A 25,337-nucleotide genomic window follows, 5' to 3' on the forward strand; every position below is an offset into this window, starting at 1 on the left:
TGCACAGACAGGCAGGGGGTCAATGAGCAGGCTAATCGCAGTGGTGGTAGCCATGTGTGCCTCCTTGTTTCTGGCCTCGGCCCCTCAAGCTCAGCAACCGGCTACGGCGGCCGATGAGGGCGTGCTGGTCTATTCGGTGAGCACAATCCGGATCGCGATGAACTTCTCGTTCCATTACCGCCAGACGGCTTCCTTCACTGGAGCGCCGGTCCCGGAACGGGTGCGATCGATTGAATGTCGATGCGTCGGCATTTTCAGGTCCCAGATGGCAAACCCAGATTTTGCGGGCCGGGAGACCGGGAAGGTCTTTGTGGTCCGGTTGCCGGCTGGCCAATATGAGGTTTTCGACTTCGGGTTCGGGGGAACGATGGCAGGGATGGGCACGTCCTGGTCATCCGGCACTCGCTTCTCAATGCCGTTCACCATTCACCCTGGGCAAGCCACCTACATCGGAAACTTCGCTCGCGCACCATCGCTGGGCACGCCGCTGGAAGGTCAACTGGGTGCCGCGGGCTTTTTCGTTGTCTCAGACAAGTCCGAGCGAGACCTGGCTATAGCTCGGTCGCGGGACTCGACGCTGTCGGATATCGACGAGCAGGTAACCGATGTTGAGCGGTTTTCTCACGCCGCGCTGCGCTCAGCCGAGCCATAACCGAAATCCACGAAGGTAGAGCAGATCGCGGCGGGTCGTTGAAACTCGTCGCTAAAGTACCCCTCTTACAAGCCGCACCGCTAGAGGCTGCCTGCTAAGGTTCGCTTTGGGTGGAAAGTGGTCACCACGTTGTTTCCGAAAAGCAGTCATCCAATCCTGCTAAGAGCGCTCACTCCGCCTGAAACTGCCGCTCGAACCGCCCCATCGCCTGCGGGTCGAGCCTCACCGTCAGATGGGTCCGCCCTTCCGCATCCGTATCCCGCGCCGTGACCCGGCCGTGCTCGTAGAGCCAGGCCAGGGCCTCGCCCTGGGTGGGTTGCAGGACCAGGTCCATTTCAGGGTCGTCGTCGATCAGTTCGGTGATGGCGTGGCGCAAGGCCTCAATCCCCTGCCCTGTCCAGGCGGAGACGGCGACGGCGGTGTTGCCGGAGCGGGCGGCCTGACCCTCGATGGCTTCGCGCGCCTCGGGGTCCAGCAGGTCGGTCTTGTTCCAGACCTCCAGGATGCGGCGCGGCTTGACCGTGCCGTCGGCGGCAGTCGGTTGTTCGATCTGTTTCAGGACCGTCTCGACGTCCCGGGCCTGGGCCACCGTGTCGGTCGAGGCGATGTCGCGGACGTGCAGGATCAGGTCGGCCTCGCCCACCTCTTCCAGCGTGGCGCGGAAGCTTTCGACCAGTTCGTGCGGCAGGTCGGAGATGAAGCCGACGGTGTCGGCGATGATGGCGGGGCGCCCCTGTGGCAGGCGGATGGTGCGCTGGGTCGTGTCCAGGGTGGCGAATAGCAGGTCCTTGGCCATGACCTCTGACCCCGTCAGACGGTTGAAAAGGGTCGACTTACCGGCATTGGTGTAGCCGACCAGGGCGATGGTCGGGAACGGCACCTTCTGGCGCTGTTTGCGGTGCAGGCCGCGCGTGCGGCGGACCTCGTCCAGCTCGACCTTCAGCTTAACGATGCGGTCGGCGATCAGGCGGCGGTCCAGCTCGATCTGGGTCTCGCCGGGGCCGCCGGTCGAGCCGGTGCCGCCGCGTTGCCGCTCCAGGTGGGTCCAGGTCCGGACCAGGCGGGATTTCTCGTAGTCCAGCCGGGCCAGCTCGACCTGCAGCCGACCCTCCTTGGTGCGGGCGCGGCGACCGAAGATTTCGAGGATCAGCCCGGTGCGGTCGATGACCTTGCAGTCCCAGGCCTTTTCCAGATTGCGCTGCTGGACCGGGCTCAGGTCGTCGTCGATGACCACGGCCTCGGCCTCTGCGGCGGTGACCAGGGCGGCCAGCTCCTCGACCTTGCCGGTGCCGAACAGGGTGGCGGGCGTGACCTTGCGCAGGCGCACGATCTCTTCGGCGCGCACGTCGAGGTCCAGCGCGCGGGCCAGGCCCACCGCCTCTTCAAGCCGCTCCTCCGCCGCGCGACTGCTCTCGGAGCGTCCATCGGGGTGGATGACGATCGCCCGGATCAGCGGGACGGCGTGGTCGATGAGTTTTTGGGTCAATCAGTCTTCGTCGGCGTCAGGCTCGTACAGCTGCACGGGTGCTGACGGCATGATGGTGGAGATGGCGTGCTTGTAGACCAGTTGCGACTGGCCATCGCGGCGCAGCAGCACACAGAAGTTGTCGAACCAGGTCACGATGCCCTGCAGCTTGACGCCGTTGACCAGGAAGATGGTCAGCGGCGTCTTGGTCTTGCGGACCGAGTTGAGGAAGGTGTCCTGAAGGTTCTTGGATTTGTCTTGCGACATGGCAGGTTTGCCCCTGTTCTTACTTGTTTCGCCGCGCGGGTGACCACGCGGGACCGGATCGAATGCCCGGCCCGCCACATTACGCACCGCCAGGGCGGCATCGCAACAGGGCGCGAGGCCCTAAATGGCGTCGCGTTTGGCCTGTTCAAGATACAGGGTGCGAAGGCGGGTCGCGATGGGGCCGGGCTTGCCGTCGCCGATGGTCGTGCCGTCGATGGACACCGCCGGCATGACGAAGGCCCCGGCGGCGGTGAAGAAGGCCTCCCTGGCGCGCTTGGCCTCGTCCACGCTGAAGGGGCGCTCGTCCAGCTCCAGCTTCTCCTGCTCGATCAGGGCCATCAGGGCGGTGCGGGTGATGCCCTTCAGGATGTTGGCCTGGGTGTCGCGGGTCCGCAGCTTGCCGTGCTCGTCCACGATCCAGGCATTGGTCGAGGAGCCCTCGGTGACCAGGCCCATCTCGTCGACCATCCAGGCCTCATAGGCCCCGGCCTCGCGCGCCGCCTGTTTGGCCAGAACGTTGGCCAGGAGGCCGACGGTCTTGATGTCGCAACGGCCCCAGCGGATGTCGGGCTGGGTCAGGACAGCGACGCCCTTCTGCGCTTGCGCCTCCGCCTTGCTGGCGCTGATGGAGCGGGAGGTGACGATGACGCTGGGCGGGGTGCCCTCGGCCGGGAACGGGTGGTCGCGCCGGGCGGTGCCGCGCGTGACCTGCAGATAGACGATGCCGTTGGTCACGCGATTGCGCCGGATGGTCTCGTGCAGCACCCGCGTCAGGGCCTCGCGGCTCATGGGGATGTCGATGCGCAGTTCGTTCAGGCTGCGGTGCAGGCGGGTCATGTGACCGTCGAAATCGGCCATCCGCCCGTCGAATATGGACCAGACCTCATAGACGCCGTCGGCGAACTGGAAGCCGCGATCCTCGACATGGACCATGGCCTGGCCGTGCGGGTGGTACTGGCCGTTGACATAGGCGACGCGGCTCATGCTTCGGCCACCGGCTCGTCCTCGTCGTCGCCACCGCGCGAGGGGGAGACGCCCAGCGACTTCAGCTTCCGGTGCAGGGCCGAGCGCTCCATGCCGATAAAGGCGGCGGTGCGGCTGATATTGCCGCCGAAGCGCATGATCTGGGCCGCCAGATACTCGCGTTCGAACACCTCGCGCGCCTCCCGCAGCGGCAGGGCGATGATGCGCTCGGCCCCCAGGGTGCCAGTGGAGTTGGCATTGGTCGCCTCGGACGGCAGCATGTCGGCACTGATCGGCTGGGACGGGTCGCCCGTCGCCAGAATCAGCAGCCGCTCGACGTTGTTGCGCAGCTGACGGACATTGCCCGGCCAGGGATGGACCTGCAGCACGGCGATGGCGTCGTCTCCGAGCCGCCGCTTGGGCAGGCCCTGCGAAGCCGACAAGGTGTCTATGAAATAGTCGATCAGCTCGCCGATATCCTCGCGCCGCTCCGACAGGGCGGGCACGCGGATGGGCACGACGTTCAGGCGGTGGAACAGGTCCTCGCGGAACCGGCCCTCGGCGATTTCGATCTTCAGGTCGCGCGAGGTCGAGGTGATCACGCGAATATCGACCTGAACGTCCTGCTCGCCGCCGACGCGACGGAAGCGCTGTTCGACCAAGACGCGCAGGACGCGGCTCTGGCTTTCGCGCGGCATGTCGGCGACGTCGTCCAGATAGAGGGTGCCGTTGTGGGCGCGTTCGAAGACACCGATCTTGCGCGGACGGCCGTCGTGACCCTCCTCGCCGAACAGCTCCAGATCCAGTCGCTCGGGCGTCATGCCGGCTGCGGCGATGGCCACGAACTCGCCGCGCGAGCGGGCGCTGGCCTCATGGATCTGGCGGGCGACGAGTTCCTTGCCCGAGCCGGGAGGGCCGCTGATCAGGACGCGGCTGTTAGCCGGGGCGACCTTGGCGATGGTGCTGCGCAGGGCCTGAGCCGCCGCGGACTTGCCGATGAAGCCTGCGGGTTCATTGACCTGGGCTTTCAGGCGGCGATTCTCGCGCCGCAGGGAGCTGGTCTCCAGGGCGCGCTGGACGACGACGACCAGACGATCGGACTTGAACGGTTTTTCGATGAAGTCATAGGCCCCGCGTTGCAGGGCCGTGACCGCCGTCTCGATATTGCCGTGGCCCGAGATCATGACCACGGGCAGGTCGGGGTCCAGCTCCTTGATGACGTCCAGCAGTTCCAGCCCGTCCAGGCCGCCGCCCTTCATCCAGATGTCGAGCAGGGCCAGCGAAGGCTTGCGAGCCCGGATGGCGGCCAGCGCTTCTTCGGAATTGGAGGCCACACGAACGGCATGGCCCTCGTCCTCAAGCAGGCCGGACACCAGTTCGCGGATGTCGGCCTCGTCGTCGACGACCAGAATATCGGCTCCCGTGGATCGCATATCGCCTCGCTATTCGTTGGCCGGAACGGTCAGGGGTCTAGACGCGGGTGCGTCCTTCGCCGTGGCCGAAGCGGTCGATGGCTGTTGGGATTTCAGAGGAAAGATCAGGCAGATTTTAGCCCCGCCCAGCGTCTCGGCATCGGCCAGTTTGAGCTCGCCGCCATGCTCCTCGCAGATGCGTTTGACGATGGCGAGGCCGAGGCCGGTGCCCTTCTCGCGCGTCGTCACATAGGGTTCGGTCAGGCGGTCGCGATCCTTGGCAGGCAGGCCGGGGCCGTCGTCCTCGATGACGAAGGTGGCCATGTCGTCCTCGACCAGCAGGCGGGCGAGGATGCCCGGGTTGGCGCTGTCGGCAGACTTGGAATCTGTCTCGCGACGCGAGGCCACGGCCTCACCCGCATTCTTGAGGATATTGGCCAGGGCCTGACCGATCATGGGCCGATCGGCATGGATCGTGACCTTGGGCAGGGGCTCGGCCATCTGGATATCGATGTCGGCCACGGCCACGCGCTGGGCGAAGACCGCCTCGCGCAACAGCTCCGCCGGATCAGCAGACGTGAAGCGAGGCGCGGGCATGCGGGCGAAGGCGGAGAATTCGTCCACCATCCGGCCGATGTCGCCGACCTGACGGATGATGGTCTCGGTGCAGCGGTCGAAGACCTCGACGTCGTCCTCGACCTGTTTGCGATAGCGGCGACGCAACCGTTCGGCCGACAGCTGGATCGGCGTGAGCGGGTTCTTGATCTCATGCGCGATCCGGCGGGCCACGTCGCGCCAGGCGGCGTTGCGCTGGGCCGTGACCAGGCGCGTGATGTCATCAAAGGTCAGGACCATCTCGCCGCCCAGACCGCCCTCGATGCGGACACGCAGGCGCCGGGTCTCGCCTTCCAGCGTCACATCGATCTCTTCCTCGATATGGGCCTCGGCCCGGGCGGCCAGTTCGCTGAGCTCCGGCGATACCTCTCCCAGCGGGCGTCCGATGATATCTGCCTCCCGGATGGCCAGAAGTTCGATGGCGCTGTCGTTGATGGCCGAGACCCGGCGCAGGCGGTCCAGGCCGATGACGCCCGCCGAGACGCCGGACAGGACGGTTTCGATGAATCGGCTGCGGCCCGTCGCCTCCTCGCTGGCGGCGCGCAGGGCCGATTGCTGTGCGGCCAGGTCGTCCGTCATGCGATTGAAGGAGGCCGAAAGGGTGCGGATTTCGCCGGGTCCGTCGTTGCCGTCCACACGTGCCGTCAGATCGCCGCCCGCCACCTTGTCCGCCGCCTCGACCAATCGTCCGATCGGGCCGGAGATCGAACTGGCCGCCGACATGCCCAGCCAGACGGCCCCGACGAGAACCAGCAGTGCGGTTTCGATATAGCTGAGTGCGAACGAGGCCTGGATGCGTTCGCGGCTGGCCTGGGCCTCGCGATAGGCCTGGATAGAGTCCAGACCATTGCGCATTTGAGCAAGCACGCCCGGCTTGAGCGGACGGACCATATACAGATACGCATCGCCATAGGCCGGCAGGGCCATCACCGAGCGCACCGCGTCAGGCCCTTCGGTGACCTCTTGTGCTGGAGCCGCGCCTTCCAGAGACGCCTCTTCCAAAGCCTCCATCGACGGCGCGACATAGGGGGGCGCACCCGGCGACTCGCCACTGGCCAACACCTGACCATCGGCTCCGAGAATATAGACGGCGGGATAGCCGAAAATCTGGCCAACCTGCATCAGGGCGTTGGAGAACTGAACCCGATTGTCGAACAAGGGCCGGACATCGCTGAGCTGCTCGGCTACCACCAGGATGTCGCCATCCATCTGGGTCGATACGTCGTCACGATAGGCCTCGCCGATCGTCGCGCCGTTTCTGACGGCTGATTGGACGTTTTCGCTGAACCACTGATCGACACCCCGGTTGACCAAGACGCCAAAGACCAGGGCGATCAGGATCGAAGGCACCAATGCGACCAGAGCAAACAGGGTCACAAAACGCAGGTGCAGGCGGGCACCTGCATCGCCGCGACGCTGGAAAAGACCGATCGCGCGTCGCCCGACTACGGCTGCAAGCACCAGGATCAGGACCAGATTGACCGACAGGATCCACAGCACCGCCCGGCTCGCCAGATCGCGAGCGCCGTCACCACTGGTGCCCGGGGCCTCGGCGACAAGCCAGATGGCAGCCGCCGTTATCAGGAACGACAAACCGAAGGTGATTAGAAACAGATTGCGACGGCGCTCTTCGGACCAGCCGGAAAACCAGCCCCCCGCACCGCTGGGCGAGGACGTCTGATCGGCATGGGTCGCTGTGGGCGTATCCGTCATAGGCCTCCAGCGTCTACCAACTGTGGCGCTAGATCAACAGCTGAGTGACTGGAAAGCGTCACCGGGGACCACAGCTGGGTGATTGCCTGTTCGACCTCGCCCGGGCTCTCCAACCGGCACAGCCGGGCCTTGGCCGCGCGGCGCTCCAGAGGATCGGCGGGCCATGGGGCCTGTTCGACATACCAGCCCAGATGTTTGCGGAACATCTTGAGACCGAGCGGCAGGCCGTAGAAGGCCACCGACGCGTGTAGATGCTCGATCACGATGGCGGAGCGTTCCGCGCGATCCGGCTCGGTCAGAACCGTGCCATCCGCCAGCGCCCGCTCCAGATGCGCAGCCAGCCACGGCCGCCCATAGACGCCGCGACCCAGCATCAGGGCATCCGCACCCGACTGGTGCAGGGCCTCACGCGCATCGTCCGCCGTCAGGATGTCGCCATTGACGATGACCGGCAGGCCCACCGCCGCCTTGACCTGGCCCACCGCCCGCCAATCGGCACGGCCGGTGTAAAATTGCTGGCGGGTGCGTCCGTGAACCGTGATGGCCTTGATGCCCAGGTCTTCGGCCCGGCGTGCGATGTCCGGCGCATTGCGGCTGGCGTCGTCCCAGCCCAGGCGCATCTTGACCGTGACGGGCCGGGAGGTCGCCTGCACCGCCGCCTGCATCAGCTCTGCGGCCAGATCGGGCGTGCACATCAGAGCCGAGCCGCAGGCCGAACCGGTCACCTCTTTGGCCGGACAGCCGAAGTTCAGGTCGATGATGTCGGCCCCGGCCTGTTCGGCCATGCGCGCGCCCTGGGCCATCGCCTCCGGATCGCGTCCGACCAGCTGGATCACGGTGAGGGGCAGGCCGTCGCCGACCGCCGCCCGCCGCACCACATCGGGGCGGGCCCGCGCCAGTTCGGCCGCTGCCACCATTTCGGTCGCCACATAGGCGGCGCCCAGCCGTGAGGCCAGGACGCGGAACGGCAGGTCCGTGATCCCGGTCATGGGCGCGGTCAACACCCGTCCGGGCACCCAAACGTCGCCAATCTGTATGCCTGTGGCCATGAGGCCCCTTACTGCGCGGTCAGCCCCCCTCGTCAAGCACGAGCGCGGCGATTAGAAGGCCGGGATGACATCTCCCCTCCCCGCCTTTGCCGCCATCGTCGTGGCCGCCGGTTCCGGCAGCCGCGCCGGCGGGGCCAAGCAGTGGCGCGACCTGGGGGGTCAGCCGGTCATCCGCTGGTCGGTCGCAGCCCTGCTCGAGGCCGGGGTGGAGGACGTGGTCGTGGTCGTGGCACGCGATGCCGAGGCTGAAGCGCATGCGGCTCTCGCCGGCTTGACCGGCTGGCGTCTCGCAACCGGCGGCGCGACGCGGGCTGAGTCCGTGCAGAACGGGCTGACGGCACTGGGCGGTCCGGCCGAACGCCCCGTGCTGATCCACGATGCCGCCCGCCCCCTGCTGGATCGCGAGGTCATCGCGCGGGTGCTGGCGGCTCTCGAACATGCCGATGGGGCCCTGCCCGCCCTGCCCGTCGCCGACAGCCTGCGTCGCGGGGCCGAAGATCTGGTCGCCGGCGAGGTCGCACGGGACGATCTGTGGCGTGCCCAGACCCCGCAGGCCTTTCGCTACGACATGCTTACCGCCGCCTACGCCGCCTGGCCTGCCGAAGAGGTCGCGACCGACGAAGCCACAGTCGTACAACGCAAAGGTGGTCGGGTCCGAATCGTTGCGGGCGATACCCGCCTGATGAAGCTCACCTATCCAGAGGATTTCGCCATGGCCGAGGCCTACATCCCCCGTCAGATCCGTGTCGGTCAGGGTTTCGACGCCCATCGGTGGGGTCCTGGCGACGCCGTCTGGCTGTGCGGCGTCGAAATCCCTCACGACCAGACCCTGATCGGGCATTCGGATGCCGATGCAGGGCTGCACGCCCTGACCGACGCCATTCTGGGGGCCATGGGCGACGGCGACATCGGCGACCATTTCCCGCCGACGGACCCACAGTGGAAGGGCGCGTCGTCCGAGCTGTTCCTGATCCATGCGGTCCAGCGCCTGACCGCGCGGGGCGGGCGACTGGTCAATGTGGATGTCACCCTGATCTGCGAGCGGCCCAAGGTGAAGCCGCATCGTCAGGCCATGCGCGAACGCCTCGCCGAACTGCTGGTGCTTCCGCTGGATGCCGTCAGCGTCAAGGCAACCACGACCGAGGCCATGGGCTTTACCGGGCGCGGCGAAGGCCTGGCGGCTCAGGCCCTGGCGACCATCGAACTGCCTGCCCGCGTCTAGGTGGCAGGCTCCGGCGGGAAGTACCGCCGCTGCATCGCCCCGAACAGATTGACGTAGTCGTCCGTCCAGGCCGTGACATCGGTCTCGGTCGGATCGATCCAGCGTGGATCACGGCGGAAATCGGCCAGGCCCTGCTCTGTCGGGGACAGGATCAGCGCTTCCGTCGAGGCCTCGGCAAGATCGGGCGTGTCGGGGCCCTGAAGCGTCATCTGATGCAGGCGCGGCACGCCCAGAGCCTGGGCGGCCGCGACGGCCGGCAAGGTGATGTCCAGATTGCGGTTGGACAGGTGAAGAATGACCACGCCGGTCGGCTTGAGCTGCTTCAGATAGCCCTCGATCGCCTCGACGGTCAGCAGATGCGTCGGCACCGCGTCCGAGGAAAAGGCGTCGATGACCAGCAGGTCGTAGCTGCCGGCGGGCTCCTTCGCCAGTGTCAGGCGCGCATCACCCAGAACCGTGCGTATCGGCCCCTGGGCGCAGTTCGAGATATAGGTGAACCAGTTCGGGTCCCGCGCCAGGCGATCGACCATCGGATCGATCTCGAAGAAAGTCATGCGATCTTCGGTGCGCTTGTAGGCCGCCATGGCCCCCGTACCCAGGCCGACAACACCGATATTGGCCGGCCCGCGCCGCCCGACCATCAGGGCCGACTGACCTATAGGCGTGACACGAGCATAGTACATGCGGGGTTCGCAGGCGAAGAGCGGGTTCCGCGCCTGTGCACCGTGATAGGTGGTTCCGTGGGTCAGCACATGGACGTCGCCACCCAGCCGGTCGTCCGGCACATTGGCGATCCGCACGACGCCGAAGAAGCTGCGGTCCGAAAAGCTGGTGTCGTGGCCCCGCCCGACCCATTGGGCCGACAGGGTCATCGCCAGCAGAATGCCCGTGAACACCAACGCCCGGTCCCTGAGCACAAAGGCACACAGGACGGCCGGGAGAAGCACGAGGATGGTCAGTTGCGGCATCATCAGCGGCGACTTGGCGTAGAAGATGGTCCGGGCGTAGTCGTCTGCGTTCAACGCGATCGAGATCAGCACCGGCACAGCGGCCGCCACGATGGCGAGGATTACCGCGCCCCACTGACGCGGCGACAGCTCGCCCTTGCCCCATGGCCGGAACAATCCGACCAGCAACAGGACCAGCGGATATTCCCACACCATGTTGAATAGCAGCGGCGCGATCAGGGCGGTGAAAGCCCCGCCGACTACCCCACCCAGCGACATCAGAAGATAGAATTCGGTCAGCCTGTCCGGCGCGGGCCGTCGGGCGGCCAAGAGCTGGTGACACATCAGGGTCAGGAAGAAGAAGGCCAGGATATTGACGGTGAACGCCATGGGCCACTCAATCGAGCGGAAAGCCACCATCACCACGCTGAGCGCCGCAACGGCAGCGGACACGACCATCGTCACCGGCAGGGGGATAACCGGCTTCGACTGGAAGGCGATGACGAACGTCAGCAGATAAAGCGCCAGCGGTATGACCCACAGGAAGGGGGCCGATGCCACATCCGTCGACAGATGCGCTGTCACCCCCAGCATCAGGCTGGACGGGGCCGCGGCCAGCAGCACGAACCTGATCTTTTCACTCCACGGGATCGGCGCGCTTCTGGCCAGGGGCGCTGGCTCATGCGAGCGATCCAGTCGGCGGCTCCAGACCACGGCCGCCAAGGCCAGGATCATCAGGACGAACAGGCCGTAGCCCATGCTCCAGCCCAGCCGTTGACCCGACAGCGTGGCCAGCGGCTCGATGAGGACGGGATAGGACAAAAGGGCCAGAAAACTGCCGAGGTTCGATGCGGCGTAGAGGACATAGGGATTCTGGCCGTCCGCATGCCCCGCCCGGACCCGCGCATACCAGGCCTGCAAAAGGGGTGCGGTGGCGGACAGAACCGCGAATGGCGCGCCCACCGACGCCGCCAGCGTCAACAGCAGCCAGCCGATAGGGGCCGCCGGATCGGGATCGCCGAGCCAGCCATTGATCCTGAGGGGCAGAAACAGCGCCGCCAGCACCAGCAGCAGCATGTGCAGGCCCACCTGAACCTTGATCGAGCCGATCCGCTGCAACAGATGCGCATAGGCATAGCCGGCCAGCAAAGCCGTCTGGAAGAACACCATCGCCGTGTTCCACACCGAAGCCGAGCCGCCCAGCATCGGCAGGACCAGCTTGGTCACCATAGGCTGGACCACGAAGACCAGGGCCGCCGAGGTGAAAATCGCCAAGGCGAACAGCAGCGGTGGCAGACGATCTGCGGCCAGCACGGCGGCCGGTGTCCCGGCATCAGGCATCAAGGTAGCGTCGCTCATTATCGCCCCATAAGATTTCGCCTGGACAGGCACCGTGTCACGCTAGACTGACTCGCGCCGCATTCGGAACCAGACTGATCAATGTTTCCCGACGACATCCAGACCCTTGCCCGCGACGTCGTACGGCTTGCCGTCGCAAAGGGTCTTGTGATCACCACCGCCGAAAGCTGCACGGGCGGTCTGGTGGCGGGCGCTCTGACGGCCGTTCCGGGGTCTTCCGCTGTCGTGGACCGAGGGTTCGTGACCTACAGCAATGCAGCCAAGGTCGGCATGCTGGGTGTGCCGGCTGATCTCATCGCAAGCCAGGGCGCGGTGTCCGAGGCCGTGGCCCGTGCCATGGCCCTTGGTGCCATCGCGCATTCAGATGCGACGGTGTCTGTCTCGGTCACGGGTATTGCGGGTCCGGGAGGCGGCTCGGCGAACAAGCCGGTCGGGCTGGTGCATTTCGCCGCAGATGGGCCCGGCGGCGTGGTTCACGCGGAGCACCGTTTCGGCGACCGGGGGCGTGAAGCCGTGCGCCTGGTCAGTGTTCGGGTGGCGCTGCAGATGCTGCTCGACCGGATCGGCGTATGACCGTTGTCGATGCCCGCGGCCACCGCTGCCCGGTGCCCAGTCTGAAGTTGCAGAAGGCGCTGCAGACGGCATTGCCCGGTGCGCAGGTGACCTTGTTGGCCACCGACCCCATGGCCCGGATCGACGTGCCCTTCCTGATGGATCAACTGCGCGGTCAGGTCCTTGGCGTGGAGGAAAACGACGGCGTCCTGTCGATCACCGTCGTTGCGCCCGACGATCCGCCAGCTTGACCACGGTCTCCGGCAGGGGCTCGACAGGTTCCAGTTCGGGTGCCCCTTTCGACCGGGCGGCCAGTTCCATTTCGGTGGTGAAGGCCCCACCGTAGAAGATGGCGTTCACATTCCACGACAGCCAGATCAGCAGAACCACAACGGCACCGACCGAGCCATAGGTCGCCCCCAGCGGCGCGATCTGCTCCACATAGATGGCGCAGAGCCAGGACGAGATGGTCGACATGATCGTCGCCACCACGCCCCCGACCAGGGACGGGATCCAGGCCACGGGCGCCCGGTGCGACATGGCATAGCGGTAGAGCAGCGTCAGTCCGATCGCCAAACCAAGAGCCGGCCAGAGGGCATCCCAGCTCCAGTTGGATACCAGCCGCCCCGGCTCATCCGCACTGGCCCGCTCGATGATGCGGGACGTCACGACCGCCCCCGACACGACGGTGAACAGCAGGAAGGCGAACAGGGCCACAAAGAAAGCGAGCAGGTTGAACTTGAAGAAACCGTGCGGCTCCGTCTCGTCATGAATGAGATTAAGTCCGGCCAGCAAGGCCTTGAATCCTCGATGCGCCGCATAGCCGCCGATGATCAGGGCGAAGGCCGACTGGGCCGACACCGTCCGCGCGGACGCATTGGCCAGCCGGTCGATCTCGGCCATGAAGATGGCGCGGGCGGCATAGGGCATGACATCGGCAAGAGCGGCCGCCTGCTCACTGACTTGGCCGATGGTCAGGACCGCCTTGTAGAAGCCGATCAGGATGGCGATAGCCGGAAACACGGCCAGCAGGGCGAAGAAGGACACCCCGCCGGTGTACAGCATGACGTCGCGGCCCCAGCTACGCGCGAAGGCCTTGATCGCCAGACGACCCCAGAGCGCAGGCGTGGCCCATCGCGTCGCCGGATGCGTATTCATTTCAGCTGACAATCCGGTCCCCACAACCGCCCTACAGCCCACCACCATAGCCCATCTGAAGGTGGGGGAAAGCCTCTCGTCGCTGTTGCTCCGCTTGGGGTGCGGTCGCTATGGTCGGTTTACGTCGAATCCGGTCGGCGCTGGAGATGTCAGCCCTTGAGTTCCGATCCTCGCATTCTGGTCGTCGCCCATGACGACGCGGTGGTCGGCCCGCTGTGCCAAGGTCTGGATGCCTTGGGCTGGCGGACGGTCACGGCGCGTTCGCTGGCTGCGGCACTGACCGTGCTGATGGACTGGCCGCTGGAGGCCGTGATTCTGGACGCCCGCATCGCCGACACAGAAGCCAGCGTCGAGGCACTGAGGCTCGCCGTCGCCCCCCGTCGACTGCCGATTCTGGCCATCGGACCCGAGGCGACCGAATGGGTCGGCACCGAGGCCGATCTGGTCATGTCGGTCGCTCCGCACCCGGCACAGGCGGCCCTGCGGCTCGAGGCGCTGGTCCGCTCGGCCATTGCCGAGGAAGAGGTCGCCCTGCGCGAGACGACCTTCACCGCGCGCGGCGAGCCGTTGAAGCCGGTTGATATCGATGAGGCCCCGTTACGGGTTCTGGCGGCCGGCAAGGCCGACCGGCATTTCCTGGCCCTGTCCAATGCGCTGGAGGCCCACGGTTGCGAGGTCGTGGCCGCGCCGACGCCCTACACCGCCTTCGACTATCTGCACGAGAAAGCGTTCGATGCGGCAGTCTTGTGGGGGGCGGAGGATCACGCCCCGGCCCTGTCCATCGCCTCGGGGATGAAGCGGAACACACGCCTGTATCATATCCCGGCGGTGCTCTATCTGCGCGGTTCGGCCGAGATCAATCTGGCGGAACTGTACAATCGCGGCTTTGCCGACGTCGCAGCCGCCGATACGCCAGAAGACGAGACCGCCGACCGGATCGTCGCCCTGGCCCGCGCCCATCGTCGCCATGTCGCCATCCGCAAGTCGCTGGAAAGCGCGCGTGGCTCGGGCCTGACCGATCCCAACACCGGCCTGTTCACGCCTGAACTGTTCGCCAGCCATCTGGCCCGCGTCGCCGAGGGGGCGCGCTTGCGTCGTCGCCCCCTTTCAGTGGCGGTGTTGCGCGTGAGTGAAACCGAGCCCGTGCGCGAGGCGCGTCAGGGGGGATGGCTGGATCGCGCCCTGCCACAGATCGGCACCATGGTGTCGCGCCTGATCCGGACCGAAGATACCGCCGCGCGTCTGGCTCCCGACGTTTTCGCCCTGGCCCTGCCCGCCACGCGCGGTCCGGCTGGCCGGATCGCCGCTGATCGTATCGCCGCCGTCATCGGCTGCACCGCCTTCGAGGCCGGGCCGGACAAGACGCCCTTCGTCGTCGAGTTCGAATGCGGCGTCGCCGAGGTTCAGCCGGGTGAAAGCCCGGCCGCCGTGCTGGAGCGGGCGTCGCGCGATATCAACGCCGCGCGCTAGGCTCCCGCCACCCGCGCCAGATCGCTGGTGATCCGCTCGGCCACTTTCAGCCGCTCTTCCGGCGTATCCCAGTCGCCCTTGACCACGATCTTCTGATCCGGACGGATCTTCCAGAAGGCATGGTTCTTCTGGATCAGGCCGACCAGACCCATGGGATTGGGGAAGGCGTTGTTGCGCAGGGTCAGAACCGCGCCCTTGGGGCCGATGTCGATGCGTTCGATACAGGCCGTCTTGCAGCTCGCCTTGATGCCCACGATGCGCAGCAGCTGTTTCGCCTCGTCCGGCAGCGGCCCGAACCGGTCGATCAGTTCGGCGGCCAGGGCTTCGCGCTCCTCCGTCTTCTCCGCGTCCGAAAGTCGCCGATAAAGGCTGAGACGCACATTGAGGTCCGGCACATAAGCCTCTGGAATCAGGACGGCTGCCCCCACATTGATGGCGGGCGACCAGCCGCGATCGATCTCACCGCCCTCGCCGTTGGACTTCAGCTCCGCGACAGCGTCCTCTAGCATCTGCTGGTATAGTTCGACGCCGACCTCGCGGATGTGGCCCGACTGTTCGTCGCCCAGCAGATTGCCGCCGCCACGCTGATCCAGGTCATGGCTGGCCAGCTGGAAGCCCGCCCCCAGATTGTCGAGCGACTGCAGCACCTGCAGCCGCCGCTCTGACGACAGCGACAGCGGCCGCTTGGGATCGGTGGTCAGATAGGCGAAGGCCCGCGCCTTGGCCCGTCCGATGCGCCCCCGGATCTGATGCAGTTGGGCCAGGCCGAACATGTCGGCGCGGTGCACGATCAGGGTATTGGCCGTCGGCACGTCCAGGCCGCTCTCGACGATGGTGGTCGATAGCAGCACGTCATAGGTGCCGTCGTAGAAGGCGCTCATGACCTCTTCCAGCTGAGTGGGGCTCATCTGGCCGTGCCCCACGACGAACTTCACCTCGGGCACCTGCTCGCGCAGGAACTGCTCGATGTCAGGCAGGTCCTTCAGGCGCGGCGCGACATAGTAGGCCTGACCGCCACGGTACTTTTCGCGCAGCAGGGCCTCGCGGACCAGTACCGGATCCCACGGCGTGACATAGGTGCGAACCGCCAGGCGGTCGACCGGCGGGGTGGCGATGATCGACATTTCGCGGATGCCCGACAGCGCCATCTGGAGCGTGCGCGGGATCGGCGTGGCGGTCAGGGTCAGCAGGTGAACGTCGGCCCGCAGGGACTTCAGCTTCTCCTTATGCTTGACCCCGAAATGCTGCTCTTCATCAACGATAACAAGGCCCAGGTCCTTGAACCCGACCTGCTCGCTCAAGACGGCGTGAGTCCCGACCACGATCTCGAACGCGCCATCCTTCAGGCCTGCGCGGGTCTCGGCCGCGTCCTTGGCTGTCACCATGCGCGACAGATGCCGCACGGTGATGGGCCAGCCCGCGAACCGCTCGCTGAAAGTCTTGAAATGCTGTCGGGCCAGCAGGGTCGTGGGACAGACGATAGCCACCTGCTGACCGGTCATGGCGACCACAAAGGCGGCCCGCAGCGCCACCTCGGTCTTGCCGAAGCCGACATCACCACAGATCAGGCGATCCATGGGCGTGCCCTTGCCCAGATCTTCCAGCACATCGCCGATGGCGTTCAGCTGGTCGTCCGTCTCTTCATAAGGGAAGCGGGCACAGAACTCGTCGAACAGGCCGTGCGGCGGGGTGATGGCGTCGGATGTCCGCAAGGCCCGCTTGGCGGCCAGGGCGATCAACCCTTCGGCCATGTCGCGCAGCCGCTGCTTGGCCTTGGCCTTGCGGGCCTGCCAGCCGGCCCCGCCCAGCCGGTCGAGCTGCGCGCCGTCGGCATCGCTGCCGTAACGGGTCAGAAGATCAATGTTTTCAACCGGTAGGTAGAGTTTGCTCTCACCGGCGTACATCAGCTCCAGACAGTCATGCGGGGCCTCCTGGATCTCGAGCGTCTTGAGGCCTTCATAGCGCCCGATGCCGTGGTCGAGATGGACCACCAGATCGCCCGTGGTCAGGGCAGACGCCTCGGCCAGGAAGTTGGAGGCGCGGCGCTTCTTGCGCGGACGCGCCAGCCGGTCGCCCAGCATGTCGGTCTCGGAGATGACGGCAATCTCATCCGTCTCGAACCCATGCTCGACCGGCAGGATGCCGCGTAGATAGACGTCTTTCGGCGCGGCCTGGACATCGGCCCAGTCACGCACGGCGATGACATGCTCCAGCCCGTGGTCGGCCATCATGGAGGCCAACCGCTCCGAAGAGCCCTCTGTCCAGGAGGCGAACAGCACCCGCTTGCCAGCGGCCTTCAGTGCCTGGGCGTGCCGGGCGACCGCCTCGAACAGATTGACGCTGTCCTGGGCCCGTTCGGCGGCAAAGCTGCGGCCCAGACGTCCGCCCGCGTCCTCGCCCGGGACCGCCAAAGGCGAAAACCTGCGCACCCAGCGTCCGGCCAGGGCGCTGTTCCAGTCGCCGGCGTCCAGATACAGCCGCTGTGGCGGCAGGGCGCGGTTTGCGGCCCCGGCCTTGGTCATCGAGGCATCGCGACGGGCCTCATAGGCATCGGCCGTCAGGGTCCAGCGCTCGGCCCGCGCCGCCTCCACCTGATTGTCTAGGAACAGTCGCGCGTCGTCCGGCAGATAGTCGAACAGCGTCTCCAGCCGATCGTAGAACAGGGGCAGCCAGTGCTCCATGCCCTGACGCCGCGCGCCCTCACTGATGGCCGAATAGAGCGGATCGTCGCCCGGCGCGCCGAACAGGTTCAGATAGCCTGTTCGGAACCGCGAGATACTGTCGGTGTCCAGCAGGGCTTCGGAGACGGGTGCTAAGGCCACGGAGGTCTTCTGGCCCGTCGATCGTTGGGTCGCTGGATCGAAGGTGCGGATCGATTCCAGTTCGGAACCGAACATGTCCAGCCGCACAGGCTCCTCGAAACCGGGGGGATAGACGTCGATCACGCCGCCCCGAACGGCGAACTCGCCCTTCTCGGACACGGTCGAGGCCCGCATATAGCCGTTGGCCGCGAAATAGCGTTCGAGCTGGCTCGTATCGAGCTCGGTCCCGGTCACAGCCTCGAAGCCCGCGCCTTCGGTGATCTCGCTCGGCGGCGTGCGCTGCATGGCGGCCCCTACGGTGGTGACGACCAGCAAAGGCCGTCGATCCGACGGGTCGCGCCGCGCGAGCCGTGTCAGGGCGGCCATCCGCTCGGCGGACACCGACGACGTGGGGCTCAAACGGTCGTAGGGCAGGCAGTCCCAGGCCGGAAACTCCACGACTTCAATGACATTGGAGAAGAATCCGAATGCCTGGACGAACTCGCCCATCCGGCCATAGTCGCGGGCGATGAACACACCGACGCCGCCGTCGGCCTTCAGCCGCTCTGCAACGGTCAGGGCATCCAGCCCTTCGGGCGCGCCGCCCAGGTCGCGGTCGTCGCGCCGCATCGTCTCGCCGTCCATCAACCCGCCCCCTCGGCCACGGCAGCCGCCACGTGGTCCCGCATGAAGGCCCTGATCTTGCCCATCAACGCCGTTTCGTAATCTTCGGGGGTCGGACGGCTTTCGATGATCCAGGCGTAGAGCTCATGGTCGTCGTCCTGGGCCAGCAAGGCCTCGAAATCATCCAGCTCGGCGTCCGTCAGCGTCGGCCCGACCTGATCGGTGAAGGGCCCAAGCACCAGATCAGCCTCGCGGAACCCGCGCCGCCACGCCCGGAAGGCGATCCGACCCAGCCGGTTGCGTTTGTCTTCTGTTAGACGTACGTCGATATCGGTCACAAGGTTCCTTGCCCGGTCGTTCCGTTGGATGTGGTCGGTCGCGTCGGTCGCCCGTGCGCAACAGGAGGATCCAGATAACGTTCCAAGCCGGCTTTCGCCAGCTATGCTGCAGGTCATGAGGCCGCAGATTCTCTTTCCCCTGTTCGCGGAGGTGTCCAGCCTGAAGGGCGTGGGGCCGAAAATCCTGCCCCTGGTCCAGAAATTGGCCGGGCCGCTGGTGCGCGATGTGGCCTTTCTGTCGCCGTCCGGCTTGATCATCCGCCGCCCCATGACGGCCGTCGACGCGGTCGAGGGGCAGGTCGGTCTGTTCGAGATCGTCATCGACCGCCTGATCGTGCCGGCCAAGCCGGGTGCACCGATCAAGGTCCGCGCGACGGACGAAACCGGCTTCGTCCACCTGATCTGGTTTGGCGGCTCGGCCCAGCATATCGACCGGCTGCTGCCCAAGGGCCAGAAGCGGTGGGTCTCCGGCAAGGTCGAACGCTTCAACAATGAGGTCCAGATTGTTCATCCGGACGTTTTCACCCCCGAGCAGGCCGTCGACATCCCGGCCGTCGAGCCCGTCTATCCGGCGACACAAGGCCTGACCTCGCGGGTGGTGCGCAAACTGGCCCAGGCGGCGCTGGCCCACGCCCCCGAGCTCCCGGAGTGGCAGGATGCGGCCTGGCTGGCAAAGATGCGCTGGCCGAGCTGGCATGAGGCGCTGAACCGGCTGCATGCGCCGTCTGCCGAGGTGGATCTGCTGCCAGAGGCGCCGGCGCGCCAGAGACTGGCCTATGACGAGCTGCTAGCGCACCAAATGGCGCTGGCGCGTCGTCGGCGCGCACGAAAGATCACTCCTGCGCCACGCATCATGCCGGGAGACGCCTCAGCCCGGTTGCTGGACGCCCTGCCCTTCCGCCTGACCGGTGCGCAGGGCCAAGCCATCGAAGACATTCGCCGCGACCTGGCTTCGGGTGAGCAGATGGGACGGCTGCTGCAAGGCGATGTCGGCTCCGGCAAGACGGCGGTCGCCGCCCTCGCCCTGGCGGATACGGCGTCTTCAGGCTTTCAGGCTGCCTTGATGGCCCCGACGGAAATCCTGGCCCGTCAGCATTATCAACGTCTTGCGCCATTGCTCGAAAGTGCTGGCATAACCAGCCTTCTGCTGACCGGGCGCGACACACCGACTGAACGGCGCGAACGGCTCGCGGCCCTGGCTTCCGGTCAGGCCCAGGTCGCTATCGGCACCCATGCCCTGTTCCAGGATGCTGTTCGCTTTGACCGCCTGGCCCTGGCCGTCATCGACGAGCAGCACCGTTTCGGGGTCAACGAGCGCCAGCGGCTTCAGGCCAAGGGCGATCCGCGCACTGGCGGTGTCCACCTGCTGACCATGTCGGCCACGCCCATCCCGCGCACGCTGGAACTGACCCAGTATGGCGAGCTGGAGGTGTCCCGTCTGATGGAAAAACCGCCGGGTCGCACCCCCGTCACGACCGCCGTCCTGCCTCAGGCGCGGATCGGCGAGGTCGCCAAGCGGCTGAAGGCCGCGCTGGATAGTGGTGCCCAAGCCTACTGGATCTGCCCTCTGGTCGCCGAGAGCGAAAGCATTGACCTGGCGGCCGCAGAGGCGCGCGCCGCCGACCTGCGGCGCATTCTGAATGTCGAGGTCGGCCTGGCCCATGGTCAGATGCCGGGTGCCGAAAGGGAGGCCGTCATGGCCGATTTTGCAGATGGCCGACTGCCTCTGCTGGTGGCGACGACAGTCGTGGAAGTCGGCGTCGATGTGCCGAATGCGACGATCATGGTCATCGAGCACGCCGACCGCTTCGGCCTGGCGCAACTTCATCAACTACGCGGTCGCGTCGGTCGGGGGGCCAAGGCCAGCGCCTGCATCCTGCTGTACGGCGGTGGCGATGACGGGCTGGGAGAAACGGCGCGGCTCCGGCTAGAGACCCTGCGTCGAACCGAGGACGGCTTCGAGATCGCCGAGGAAGACTTCCGGCTACGCGGCGGTGGCGACCCGCTGGGTCTGAAACAAAGTGGATTTCCGGCCTATCGGTTCGCTGATCCGATTCGTCATCGCAGCCTGCTGCTGGCCGCGTCCGACGATGCCAGGCTGGTGATGGGCCGCGACCCTGATCTGACGTCGCCGCGTGGCGAAGCCGTCCGCGTGCTGGAATCGCTGTTCGACTGGCGAAACGATCGACCATCCGCAGATTGACGGCCAGCCACCTAGACCGACCCTACCCCGCCGGTGCGTCAGCAAACATCATCAGCCTGGCCTGAACATCGCGTTCAAGATCGCCGTAGAATAGATTGTAGGGCCTGGACTTTCGCCGATCCGACCAACTGCCGGAAGGCTTGAAGGACTCCGACGTCGGCGGCGTATGTCGCAGGAGTCCTTCTTCGCATCGCGTCGCGATTTCGCGGGCCAGCAGAGCTGGACGAGCCCCCCATTCAAGACCGGTTGCATTGGTCGCGCCTGCATGAAGCCTTGCCGATACCGCAGCGTCGCCGGTTGCTCCCGTGACAGGGTTGACGCACAGCGCCGCGCGGCCATCCAGATTGACCAGCTGACCCCGCGCGTCCCAGACCAGAGCCCGCCTTAGACGACGGGACGCGGCCCCATCGTTGTCGTCGCTGACGGGCGACCAGCCGACGATGCAGCCTGCCTGGGCGCGCGACCGGCACGCGGGCAGTTGCGGCTGCAACCCCTGCGCGGGGGTCACCACATCGATCAGATAGACGGCGACGATCCGCCGCCGGACCGCTGGATTGTCCGCGACCTTTTCCCGAACCAGACGCTCCAGCAGTTCTCCACCCTGTTCGACGCCTGCGAGGACCAGGGGGCCCGTCGGATGGCGCGCCAGCCAGACATCGAAGGCCGCGGCCACATCGCGATAGGCGAAGGCGCGGGCCTCCCGCGCATCCTCGCGCGCGGTCAGGCGCGTATAGAGACTGGCCTGGCGATACCGCGGCGCGCTGATGGCCCCGACCATGACGAAGGGTCCGGCATAGTTCGGCAGGACGACCCGCTTCAAATAGCGATCCGCCTCGGCGTCATCGATGGGACTGTTCCAGTCGCGCCCGCCGTCGAAGGTTGTCGAGTGGAGGAAGAAGACTGCAGCGTCTCCGGCCTGCGGCACCCGAGCTTCGTTCAGGGCCCAGCTGTCGGCCCGGGCATAGTCAGGCGCGGGCGGCGGCGTGTAGGTCTGGAACGGCACGCCGGGGTCCAGCCAGGCCTGAAGGATGTCGCCGCGCCAGATCGCCACCGCCAGCGTAAGGACGGCGACCAGGGCAAAGCCGGTCCAGCCGACCCACTGTCGCAAGGTCAGCCGCGCCCGCGTCACCGATAAGCGTCCGGCTGTGACAGGAAGTCCTGGACGTAGCGGCGGACCCCCTCTTCCAGCGGTGTGGACTGGCCCGGATATCCGGCGGCGCGTACCCGCTCCATCCGCGCCTCGGTGAAGTACTGATATTTGTCGCGGATGCTTTCGGGCGTATCGACATAGTCGACCCGGGCAGCCTTACCCGCTGCTGCGAACGTCGCATGCGCCAGGTCGAGAAACGACCTCGCCTGGCCCGATCCGGCATTGAACACACCCGACACGGACGGCGTATCCAGCAGCCAGGCGATGATGTCGACCACATCGTCCACGAAGACGAAGTCCCGCATCTGTCCGCCATCGGCATAGGCGGGGTTGTGCGAGCGGAACAGGGTCACGGCCTCGTCGGCCTGAACCTTGGGCCAGATTTGGGCCACGACCGACTTCATCGCGCCCTTGTGATACTCATTGGGGCCGTAAACGTTGAAAAACTTCAACCCGGCCCACTGGCGGGGCGATTGCCCGCGATCCGCCTGTCGCACGGCGTACTGATCGAACAGCATTTTCGAGTAGCCGTAGGCGTTTAGCGGTCTCAACGCACTCAGCGCCTCAAGACTGTCGTCATCCGCAAAGCCCGCCTCACCATCGCCGTAGGTGGCCGCTGAGGACGCATAGATCATCCGGGCATCGCGCAGGGCACACCAGTCCCAGAGGTCACGCGACAGGCTGAAGTTGGTGCGCAGGATCAGGTCGGCATCCGCCTCGGTCGTCGAGGAAATGGCCCCCATATGCACGATGGCTTCGACCGCCTCGGCATGCCGCTCCAGCTTTTCGAACAGTTCCTCCGGCTGCCAGAAGTCGGCGATCGGATGTTTGGCGATGTTCTTCCACTTGCCGAGGGCCGCATTGTCCAGCCGGTCGCAGACCACGACGTCGTGACGATCCTCCTCGCCCAGACGGGCGACGATGTTGGAGCCGATGAAGCCCGCGCCACCGGTCACCACGATCATGCGACGGCTCATGCCTCATCCCTCATCTTTTCGATGGTGCGTGTGGTGGAATAGCCGTCTTCGAAGGTGGCCAACCGCACGACGCCGCCCCAGCTCTCGACCAGATCGCCGCCGACGACGCCCTCTCGCGTATAGTCAGCCCCCTTGATCAACACATCAGGCCGCAGCCGCTCGATCAGCGCCAAGGGCGTCGGATCGTCGAAGGCCGTCACCCGGTCCACGGACTGAAGGCCGCCGATGACGACGGCGCGGCTGTCCAGATCGTTGATCGGCCGCCCCTCGCCCTTCAGCAGCCGCACGGACGCATCGGTGTTCAAGGCCACAACCAGTCGGTCGCACCAGCTCCGCGCCTGGGCCAGATAGGCGACGTGGCCCCGATGCAGGATGTCGAAACAGCCGTTGGTGAAGCCGACCTTCAGCCCCTGCCGTTTCCAGCCCTCGACGACATGCGCCAGATCGTCCAGTGGCATGACCTTGGCGTGGGCGCTGGCCGCATGCTGGCTCATCTCGGCGTCGATCAGCTCGGCCGGCGTCACGACCGCTGTGCCCGCCTTGCCGACCACGACGCCTGAAGCCAGGATGGCGAACTCCACAGCCGTCTCCAGCGTGGCCCCGGCACCGAGTGCCAGCCCCAAGGCCGCCAAACCGGTATCCCCGGCACCCGAGACGTCGAAAACCTCGCGGGCGCGACCGGGAAAGTGCGCGACAGGTCCATCCCGCCGCATCAGGCTCATGCCCTTGCCTGCGCGGGTGACGACGGCCGCCTTGGCCGTAGTGGTCGCCAGAAGCGCTGCCAACGCCGCCTCGACCTCTTCATCCGTTTCGACCGGCAGACCCGTGGCGCCTGCCAGCTCGCTGGCGTTGGGCTTGATCAGATCGACGGCTCCGTAGCGGGCGAAATCCCGGCCCTTGGGATCGACGACGACTGGCACGCCCGCCGATCGCCCCGCCGCGATGGCCTGGGCGATCACGGCATCGCCGACCACGCCCTTGGCGTAGTCTGACAACAGAATGACGGAAGCACCTGAAAAGGCGTCACTATCATTCGCCGAGACGGCTGCGTCTTCCTCGTCCAGTCGCAGCAACTGCTGCCCCGCCGCCACGAACCGCGTCTTGACGATGGTGGCCACGCCGACCCGCTGCTCCACCGCATTCTCAATGCCATCTTCTGCAGCGATCAGCGCTACAAGTTCCTGACCTGCCGCGTCCTGACCGAGCACGGCCCCCAAACGCGCCACGCCGCCCAAGGCCGCCACATTGCGCGCGACATTGCCCACGCCGCCCGGCATGGCCGTCGTCCGGCGCGTCTTCAGCACGGGGATGGGCGCTTCGGGCGAAATCCGGCTGACCTCGCCGTAAACATAGCGGTCCAGCATCAGATCGCCGACGCAGGCAATCTTCAGCCCGCGCACCCGCTCAAGCAGAGCCTGCAGTTGTCCAAGATCGAGCGTCCGTTCAGCCATGCCTAGGGCCTATCGGATTCAGGCGGCTTTCGCCATCCGGCTCTTGGTCAGGTCGTCATAGGCGATCAGCTCGGCCGCCAGGGCTTCGAACTGATCGAGCGGTACCATGTTCGGGCCGTCCGACGGGGCGTTGTCGGGGTCCTGGTGCGTCTCCATGAAGACGGCGTCCACACCGACGGCCACGGCCGCACGGGCCAGAACCGGTACAAATTCGCGCTGCCCGCCGGAGGACGTCCCCTGCCCGCCCGGCTGCTGCACACTGTGGGTCGCGTCGAACACGACCGGACAGCCGATCTCGCGCAGGATCGGCAAGGCGCGCATGTCCGAGACAAGGGTGTTGTAGCCGAAGCTGGCCCCCCGCTCGCAGGCCATGACGTTCGGATTGCCCGCCCCGACCACCTTGGCGACGACATTCTTCATGTCCCAGGGAGCCAGAAACTGACCCTTTTTGATGTTGATCGCCTTGCCCGTCGCGGCGGCGGCCAGCAGCAGGTCGGTCTGGCGGCTGAGGAAGGCGGGGATCTGCAAAACGTCGACGGCCTGGGCGGCGATGCGGCAATGCTCCTCGGTGTGGACGTCGGTCAGGACGGGCAGCCCCGTGACCTCGCGGATCTCGGCGAAGATCGGCAATGAGCCTTCCAGGCCGAAACCGCGCGCGGCGGTGGCGCTGGTCCGGTTCGCTTTGTCAAAACTGGTCTTGTAGATGATGCCGACGTTCAGCCGCTCGCCGATCTCCTTCAGCGCATGGGCCATCTCCAGAGCGTGCTGGCGGCTTTCCAGTTGGCACGGGCCGGCGATGAAGACGATGCGCTGGCCGCCACCGATTGAGACGGGGCGGGTCAGGCCGTCCTTGATGTCGATGATGGCGTTGGGCTTTGACACGGGCATGGACTTTCGGCTTGGAGAGACGGCGCAACTGACGCACCTATGCGGCGATCAGGTGGCGTCG

General features: G+C 66.3%; 20 protein-coding genes. 6 read left to right on the forward strand and 14 right to left on the reverse strand.

The genetic code is table 11. The annotated features are described in order from the left end of the window. The first annotated feature begins 22 nt into the window (after positions 1-22). Positions 23-652, forward strand: coding sequence for a hypothetical protein (locus JHC81_RS00475; RefSeq protein WP_292169395.1), 630 nt, complete (start codon positions 23-25; stop codon positions 650-652). Positions 653-821: 169 nt separating this feature from the next. Here JHC81_RS00475 and hflX read toward each other — a convergent pair whose 3' ends face one another. The 6 genes from hflX to dusB all read right to left on the reverse strand — a co-directional run bounded on the left by hflX (position 822) and on the right by dusB (position 8,136). Next, positions 822-2,138: a GTPase HflX gene (gene hflX / locus JHC81_RS00480; protein ID WP_292169397.1), complete on the reverse strand. Its 1,317-nt coding sequence runs from the start codon at positions 2,136-2,138 to the stop codon at positions 822-824. Then, positions 2,139-2,384 (reverse strand): RNA chaperone Hfq, encoded by a 246-nt coding sequence (gene hfq, locus JHC81_RS00485; RefSeq protein ID WP_168048505.1) that lies wholly within the window; start codon positions 2,382-2,384, stop codon positions 2,139-2,141. It abuts the gene before it with no gap. 120 nt (positions 2,385-2,504) lie between these two features. After that, positions 2,505-3,368 carry a D-amino-acid transaminase gene (locus tag JHC81_RS00490; protein ID WP_292169399.1) on the reverse strand — a complete coding sequence of 288 codons (864 nt, stop codon included), beginning with the start codon at positions 3,366-3,368 and terminating at the stop codon, positions 2,505-2,507. Further along, a complete protein-coding gene (locus JHC81_RS00495; protein ID WP_292169401.1) occupies positions 3,365-4,780 on the reverse strand; it encodes a sigma-54 dependent transcriptional regulator in 1,416 nt (471 codons plus the stop codon). Before JHC81_RS00495 ends, JHC81_RS00490 begins: the two co-directional genes overlap by 4 nt. Positions 4,781-4,789: 9 nt before the next feature. After that, positions 4,790-7,087: a PAS domain-containing sensor histidine kinase gene (locus JHC81_RS00500; protein ID WP_292169403.1), complete on the reverse strand. Its 2,298-nt coding sequence runs from the start codon at positions 7,085-7,087 to the stop codon at positions 4,790-4,792. Further along, on the reverse strand, positions 7,084-8,136 hold the full coding sequence (gene dusB / locus JHC81_RS00505; RefSeq protein ID WP_292169404.1) for a tRNA dihydrouridine synthase DusB: 1,053 nt from the start codon (positions 8,134-8,136) through the stop codon (positions 7,084-7,086). Before dusB ends, JHC81_RS00500 begins: the two co-directional genes overlap by 4 nt. A 64-nt stretch (positions 8,137-8,200) precedes the next feature. On the opposite strand from dusB, the gene JHC81_RS00510 reads away from it, so the two are divergent. Next, entirely contained in the window at positions 8,201-9,358 is a 1,158-nt protein-coding gene (locus JHC81_RS00510; protein ID WP_292169406.1) for a bifunctional 2-C-methyl-D-erythritol 4-phosphate cytidylyltransferase/2-C-methyl-D-erythritol 2,4-cyclodiphosphate synthase, read from the forward strand. On the opposite strand, the gene JHC81_RS00515 is transcribed toward JHC81_RS00510, so the two are convergent. Continuing rightward, the gene (locus JHC81_RS00515; RefSeq protein ID WP_292169408.1) at positions 9,355-11,664 is read right to left on the reverse strand and encodes a fused MFS/spermidine synthase; all 2,310 of its coding nucleotides are present in this window, start codon (positions 11,662-11,664) and stop codon (positions 9,355-9,357) included. The genes JHC81_RS00510 and JHC81_RS00515 overlap by 4 nt on opposite strands. Positions 11,665-11,745: 81 nt before the next feature. On the opposite strand from JHC81_RS00515, the gene JHC81_RS00520 reads away from it, so the two are divergent. Both JHC81_RS00520 and JHC81_RS00525 read left to right on the forward strand, forming a co-directional pair. Next, positions 11,746-12,237 carry a CinA family protein gene (locus JHC81_RS00520; protein ID WP_292169411.1) on the forward strand — a complete coding sequence of 164 codons (492 nt, stop codon included), beginning with the start codon at positions 11,746-11,748 and terminating at the stop codon, positions 12,235-12,237. Then, positions 12,234-12,467, forward strand: a complete 234-nt coding sequence (locus tag JHC81_RS00525) for a sulfurtransferase TusA family protein (RefSeq protein ID WP_292169412.1) — start codon at positions 12,234-12,236, stop codon at positions 12,465-12,467. Before JHC81_RS00520 ends, JHC81_RS00525 begins: the two co-directional genes overlap by 4 nt. Here JHC81_RS00525 and JHC81_RS00530 read toward each other — a convergent pair. Continuing rightward, a complete protein-coding gene (locus JHC81_RS00530; RefSeq protein ID WP_292169414.1) occupies positions 12,433-13,374 on the reverse strand; it encodes a YihY/virulence factor BrkB family protein in 942 nt (313 codons plus the stop codon). The two genes, JHC81_RS00525 and JHC81_RS00530, sit on opposite strands and share 35 nt — an antisense overlap. 156 nt (positions 13,375-13,530) lie before the next feature. Here JHC81_RS00530 and JHC81_RS00535 point away from each other — a divergent pair, with 156 nt between their 5' ends. Beyond that, on the forward strand, positions 13,531-14,844 hold the full coding sequence (locus JHC81_RS00535) for a diguanylate cyclase (protein ID WP_292169416.1): 1,314 nt from the start codon (positions 13,531-13,533) through the stop codon (positions 14,842-14,844). Here the strand turns inward: JHC81_RS00535 and mfd are convergent. After that, entirely contained in the window at positions 14,841-18,290 is a 3,450-nt protein-coding gene (gene mfd, locus JHC81_RS00540) for a transcription-repair coupling factor (protein WP_292169418.1), read from the reverse strand. The two genes, JHC81_RS00535 and mfd, sit on opposite strands and share 4 nt — an antisense overlap. After that, positions 18,290-18,607: a succinate dehydrogenase assembly factor 2 gene (locus JHC81_RS00545; RefSeq protein ID WP_292169420.1), complete on the reverse strand. Its 318-nt coding sequence runs from the start codon at positions 18,605-18,607 to the stop codon at positions 18,290-18,292. The genes mfd and JHC81_RS00545 overlap by 1 nt, the downstream gene beginning before the upstream one ends. Before the next feature lie 115 nt (positions 18,608-18,722). On the opposite strand from JHC81_RS00545, the gene recG reads away from it, so the two are divergent. After that, a complete protein-coding gene (gene recG / locus JHC81_RS00550) occupies positions 18,723-20,810 on the forward strand; it encodes an ATP-dependent DNA helicase RecG (protein WP_292169422.1) in 2,088 nt (695 codons plus the stop codon). Positions 20,811-20,832: 22 nt separating this feature from the next. Here the strand turns inward: recG and JHC81_RS00555 are convergent, their stop codons facing one another. From JHC81_RS00555 to kdsA, 4 genes are read right to left on the reverse strand one after another with little or no spacing between them, the layout of a single operon-like run. Then, the gene (locus JHC81_RS00555) at positions 20,833-21,939 is read right to left on the reverse strand and encodes a DUF3089 domain-containing protein (protein ID WP_292169424.1); all 1,107 of its coding nucleotides are present in this window, start codon (positions 21,937-21,939) and stop codon (positions 20,833-20,835) included. Then, positions 21,936-22,937, reverse strand: a complete 1,002-nt coding sequence (rfaD, locus tag JHC81_RS00560) for an ADP-glyceromanno-heptose 6-epimerase (RefSeq protein ID WP_292169426.1) — start codon at positions 22,935-22,937, stop codon at positions 21,936-21,938. The genes JHC81_RS00555 and rfaD overlap by 4 nt, the downstream gene beginning before the upstream one ends. Then, positions 22,934-24,388: a D-glycero-beta-D-manno-heptose 1-phosphate adenylyltransferase gene (gene rfaE2 / locus JHC81_RS00565; RefSeq protein ID WP_292169428.1), complete on the reverse strand. Its 1,455-nt coding sequence runs from the start codon at positions 24,386-24,388 to the stop codon at positions 22,934-22,936. The genes rfaD and rfaE2 overlap by 4 nt, the downstream gene beginning before the upstream one ends. Before the next feature lie 18 nt (positions 24,389-24,406). After that, positions 24,407-25,276 carry a 3-deoxy-8-phosphooctulonate synthase gene (kdsA, locus tag JHC81_RS00570; protein WP_292169430.1) on the reverse strand — a complete coding sequence of 290 codons (870 nt, stop codon included), beginning with the start codon at positions 25,274-25,276 and terminating at the stop codon, positions 24,407-24,409. Between the last annotated feature and the right edge of the window lie 61 nt (positions 25,277-25,337).

Origin of the sequence: Brevundimonas sp., assembly GCF_016463295.1 — a bacterium.
GTDB lineage: Bacteria > Pseudomonadota > Alphaproteobacteria > Caulobacterales > Caulobacteraceae > Brevundimonas.

Excerpts from the sequence above, each read along its gene's own strand:
- JHC81_RS00475 (WP_292169395.1), top strand. The coding sequence starts at position 23 with ATGAGCAGGCTAATCGCAGTGGTGGTAGCCATGTGTGCCTCCTTGTTT.
- hfq (WP_168048505.1), bottom strand. The coding sequence starts at position 2,384 with ATGTCGCAAGACAAATCCAAGAACCTTCAGGACACCTTCCTCAACTCG.
- JHC81_RS00490 (WP_292169399.1), bottom strand. The coding sequence starts at position 3,368 with ATGAGCCGCGTCGCCTATGTCAACGGCCAGTACCACCCGCACGGCCAG.
- JHC81_RS00495 (WP_292169401.1), bottom strand. The coding sequence starts at position 4,780 with ATGCGATCCACGGGAGCCGATATTCTGGTCGTCGACGACGAGGCCGAC.
- JHC81_RS00500 (WP_292169403.1), bottom strand. The coding sequence starts at position 7,087 with ATGACGGATACGCCCACAGCGACCCATGCCGATCAGACGTCCTCGCCC.
- dusB (WP_292169404.1), bottom strand. The coding sequence starts at position 8,136 with ATGGCCACAGGCATACAGATTGGCGACGTTTGGGTGCCCGGACGGGTG.
- JHC81_RS00510 (WP_292169406.1), top strand. The coding sequence starts at position 8,201 with ATGACATCTCCCCTCCCCGCCTTTGCCGCCATCGTCGTGGCCGCCGGT.
- JHC81_RS00515 (WP_292169408.1), bottom strand. The coding sequence starts at position 11,664 with ATGAGCGACGCTACCTTGATGCCTGATGCCGGGACACCGGCCGCCGTG.
- JHC81_RS00520 (WP_292169411.1), top strand. The coding sequence starts at position 11,746 with ATGTTTCCCGACGACATCCAGACCCTTGCCCGCGACGTCGTACGGCTT.
- JHC81_RS00525 (WP_292169412.1), top strand. The coding sequence starts at position 12,234 with ATGACCGTTGTCGATGCCCGCGGCCACCGCTGCCCGGTGCCCAGTCTG.
- JHC81_RS00530 (WP_292169414.1), bottom strand. The coding sequence starts at position 13,374 with ATGAATACGCATCCGGCGACGCGATGGGCCACGCCTGCGCTCTGGGGT.
- mfd (WP_292169418.1), bottom strand. The coding sequence starts at position 18,290 with ATGGACGGCGAGACGATGCGGCGCGACGACCGCGACCTGGGCGGCGCG.
- recG (WP_292169422.1), top strand. The coding sequence starts at position 18,723 with ATGAGGCCGCAGATTCTCTTTCCCCTGTTCGCGGAGGTGTCCAGCCTG.
- rfaD (WP_292169426.1), bottom strand. The coding sequence starts at position 22,937 with ATGAGCCGTCGCATGATCGTGGTGACCGGTGGCGCGGGCTTCATCGGC.
- rfaE2 (WP_292169428.1), bottom strand. The coding sequence starts at position 24,388 with ATGGCTGAACGGACGCTCGATCTTGGACAACTGCAGGCTCTGCTTGAG.
- kdsA (WP_292169430.1), bottom strand. The coding sequence starts at position 25,276 with ATGCCCGTGTCAAAGCCCAACGCCATCATCGACATCAAGGACGGCCTG.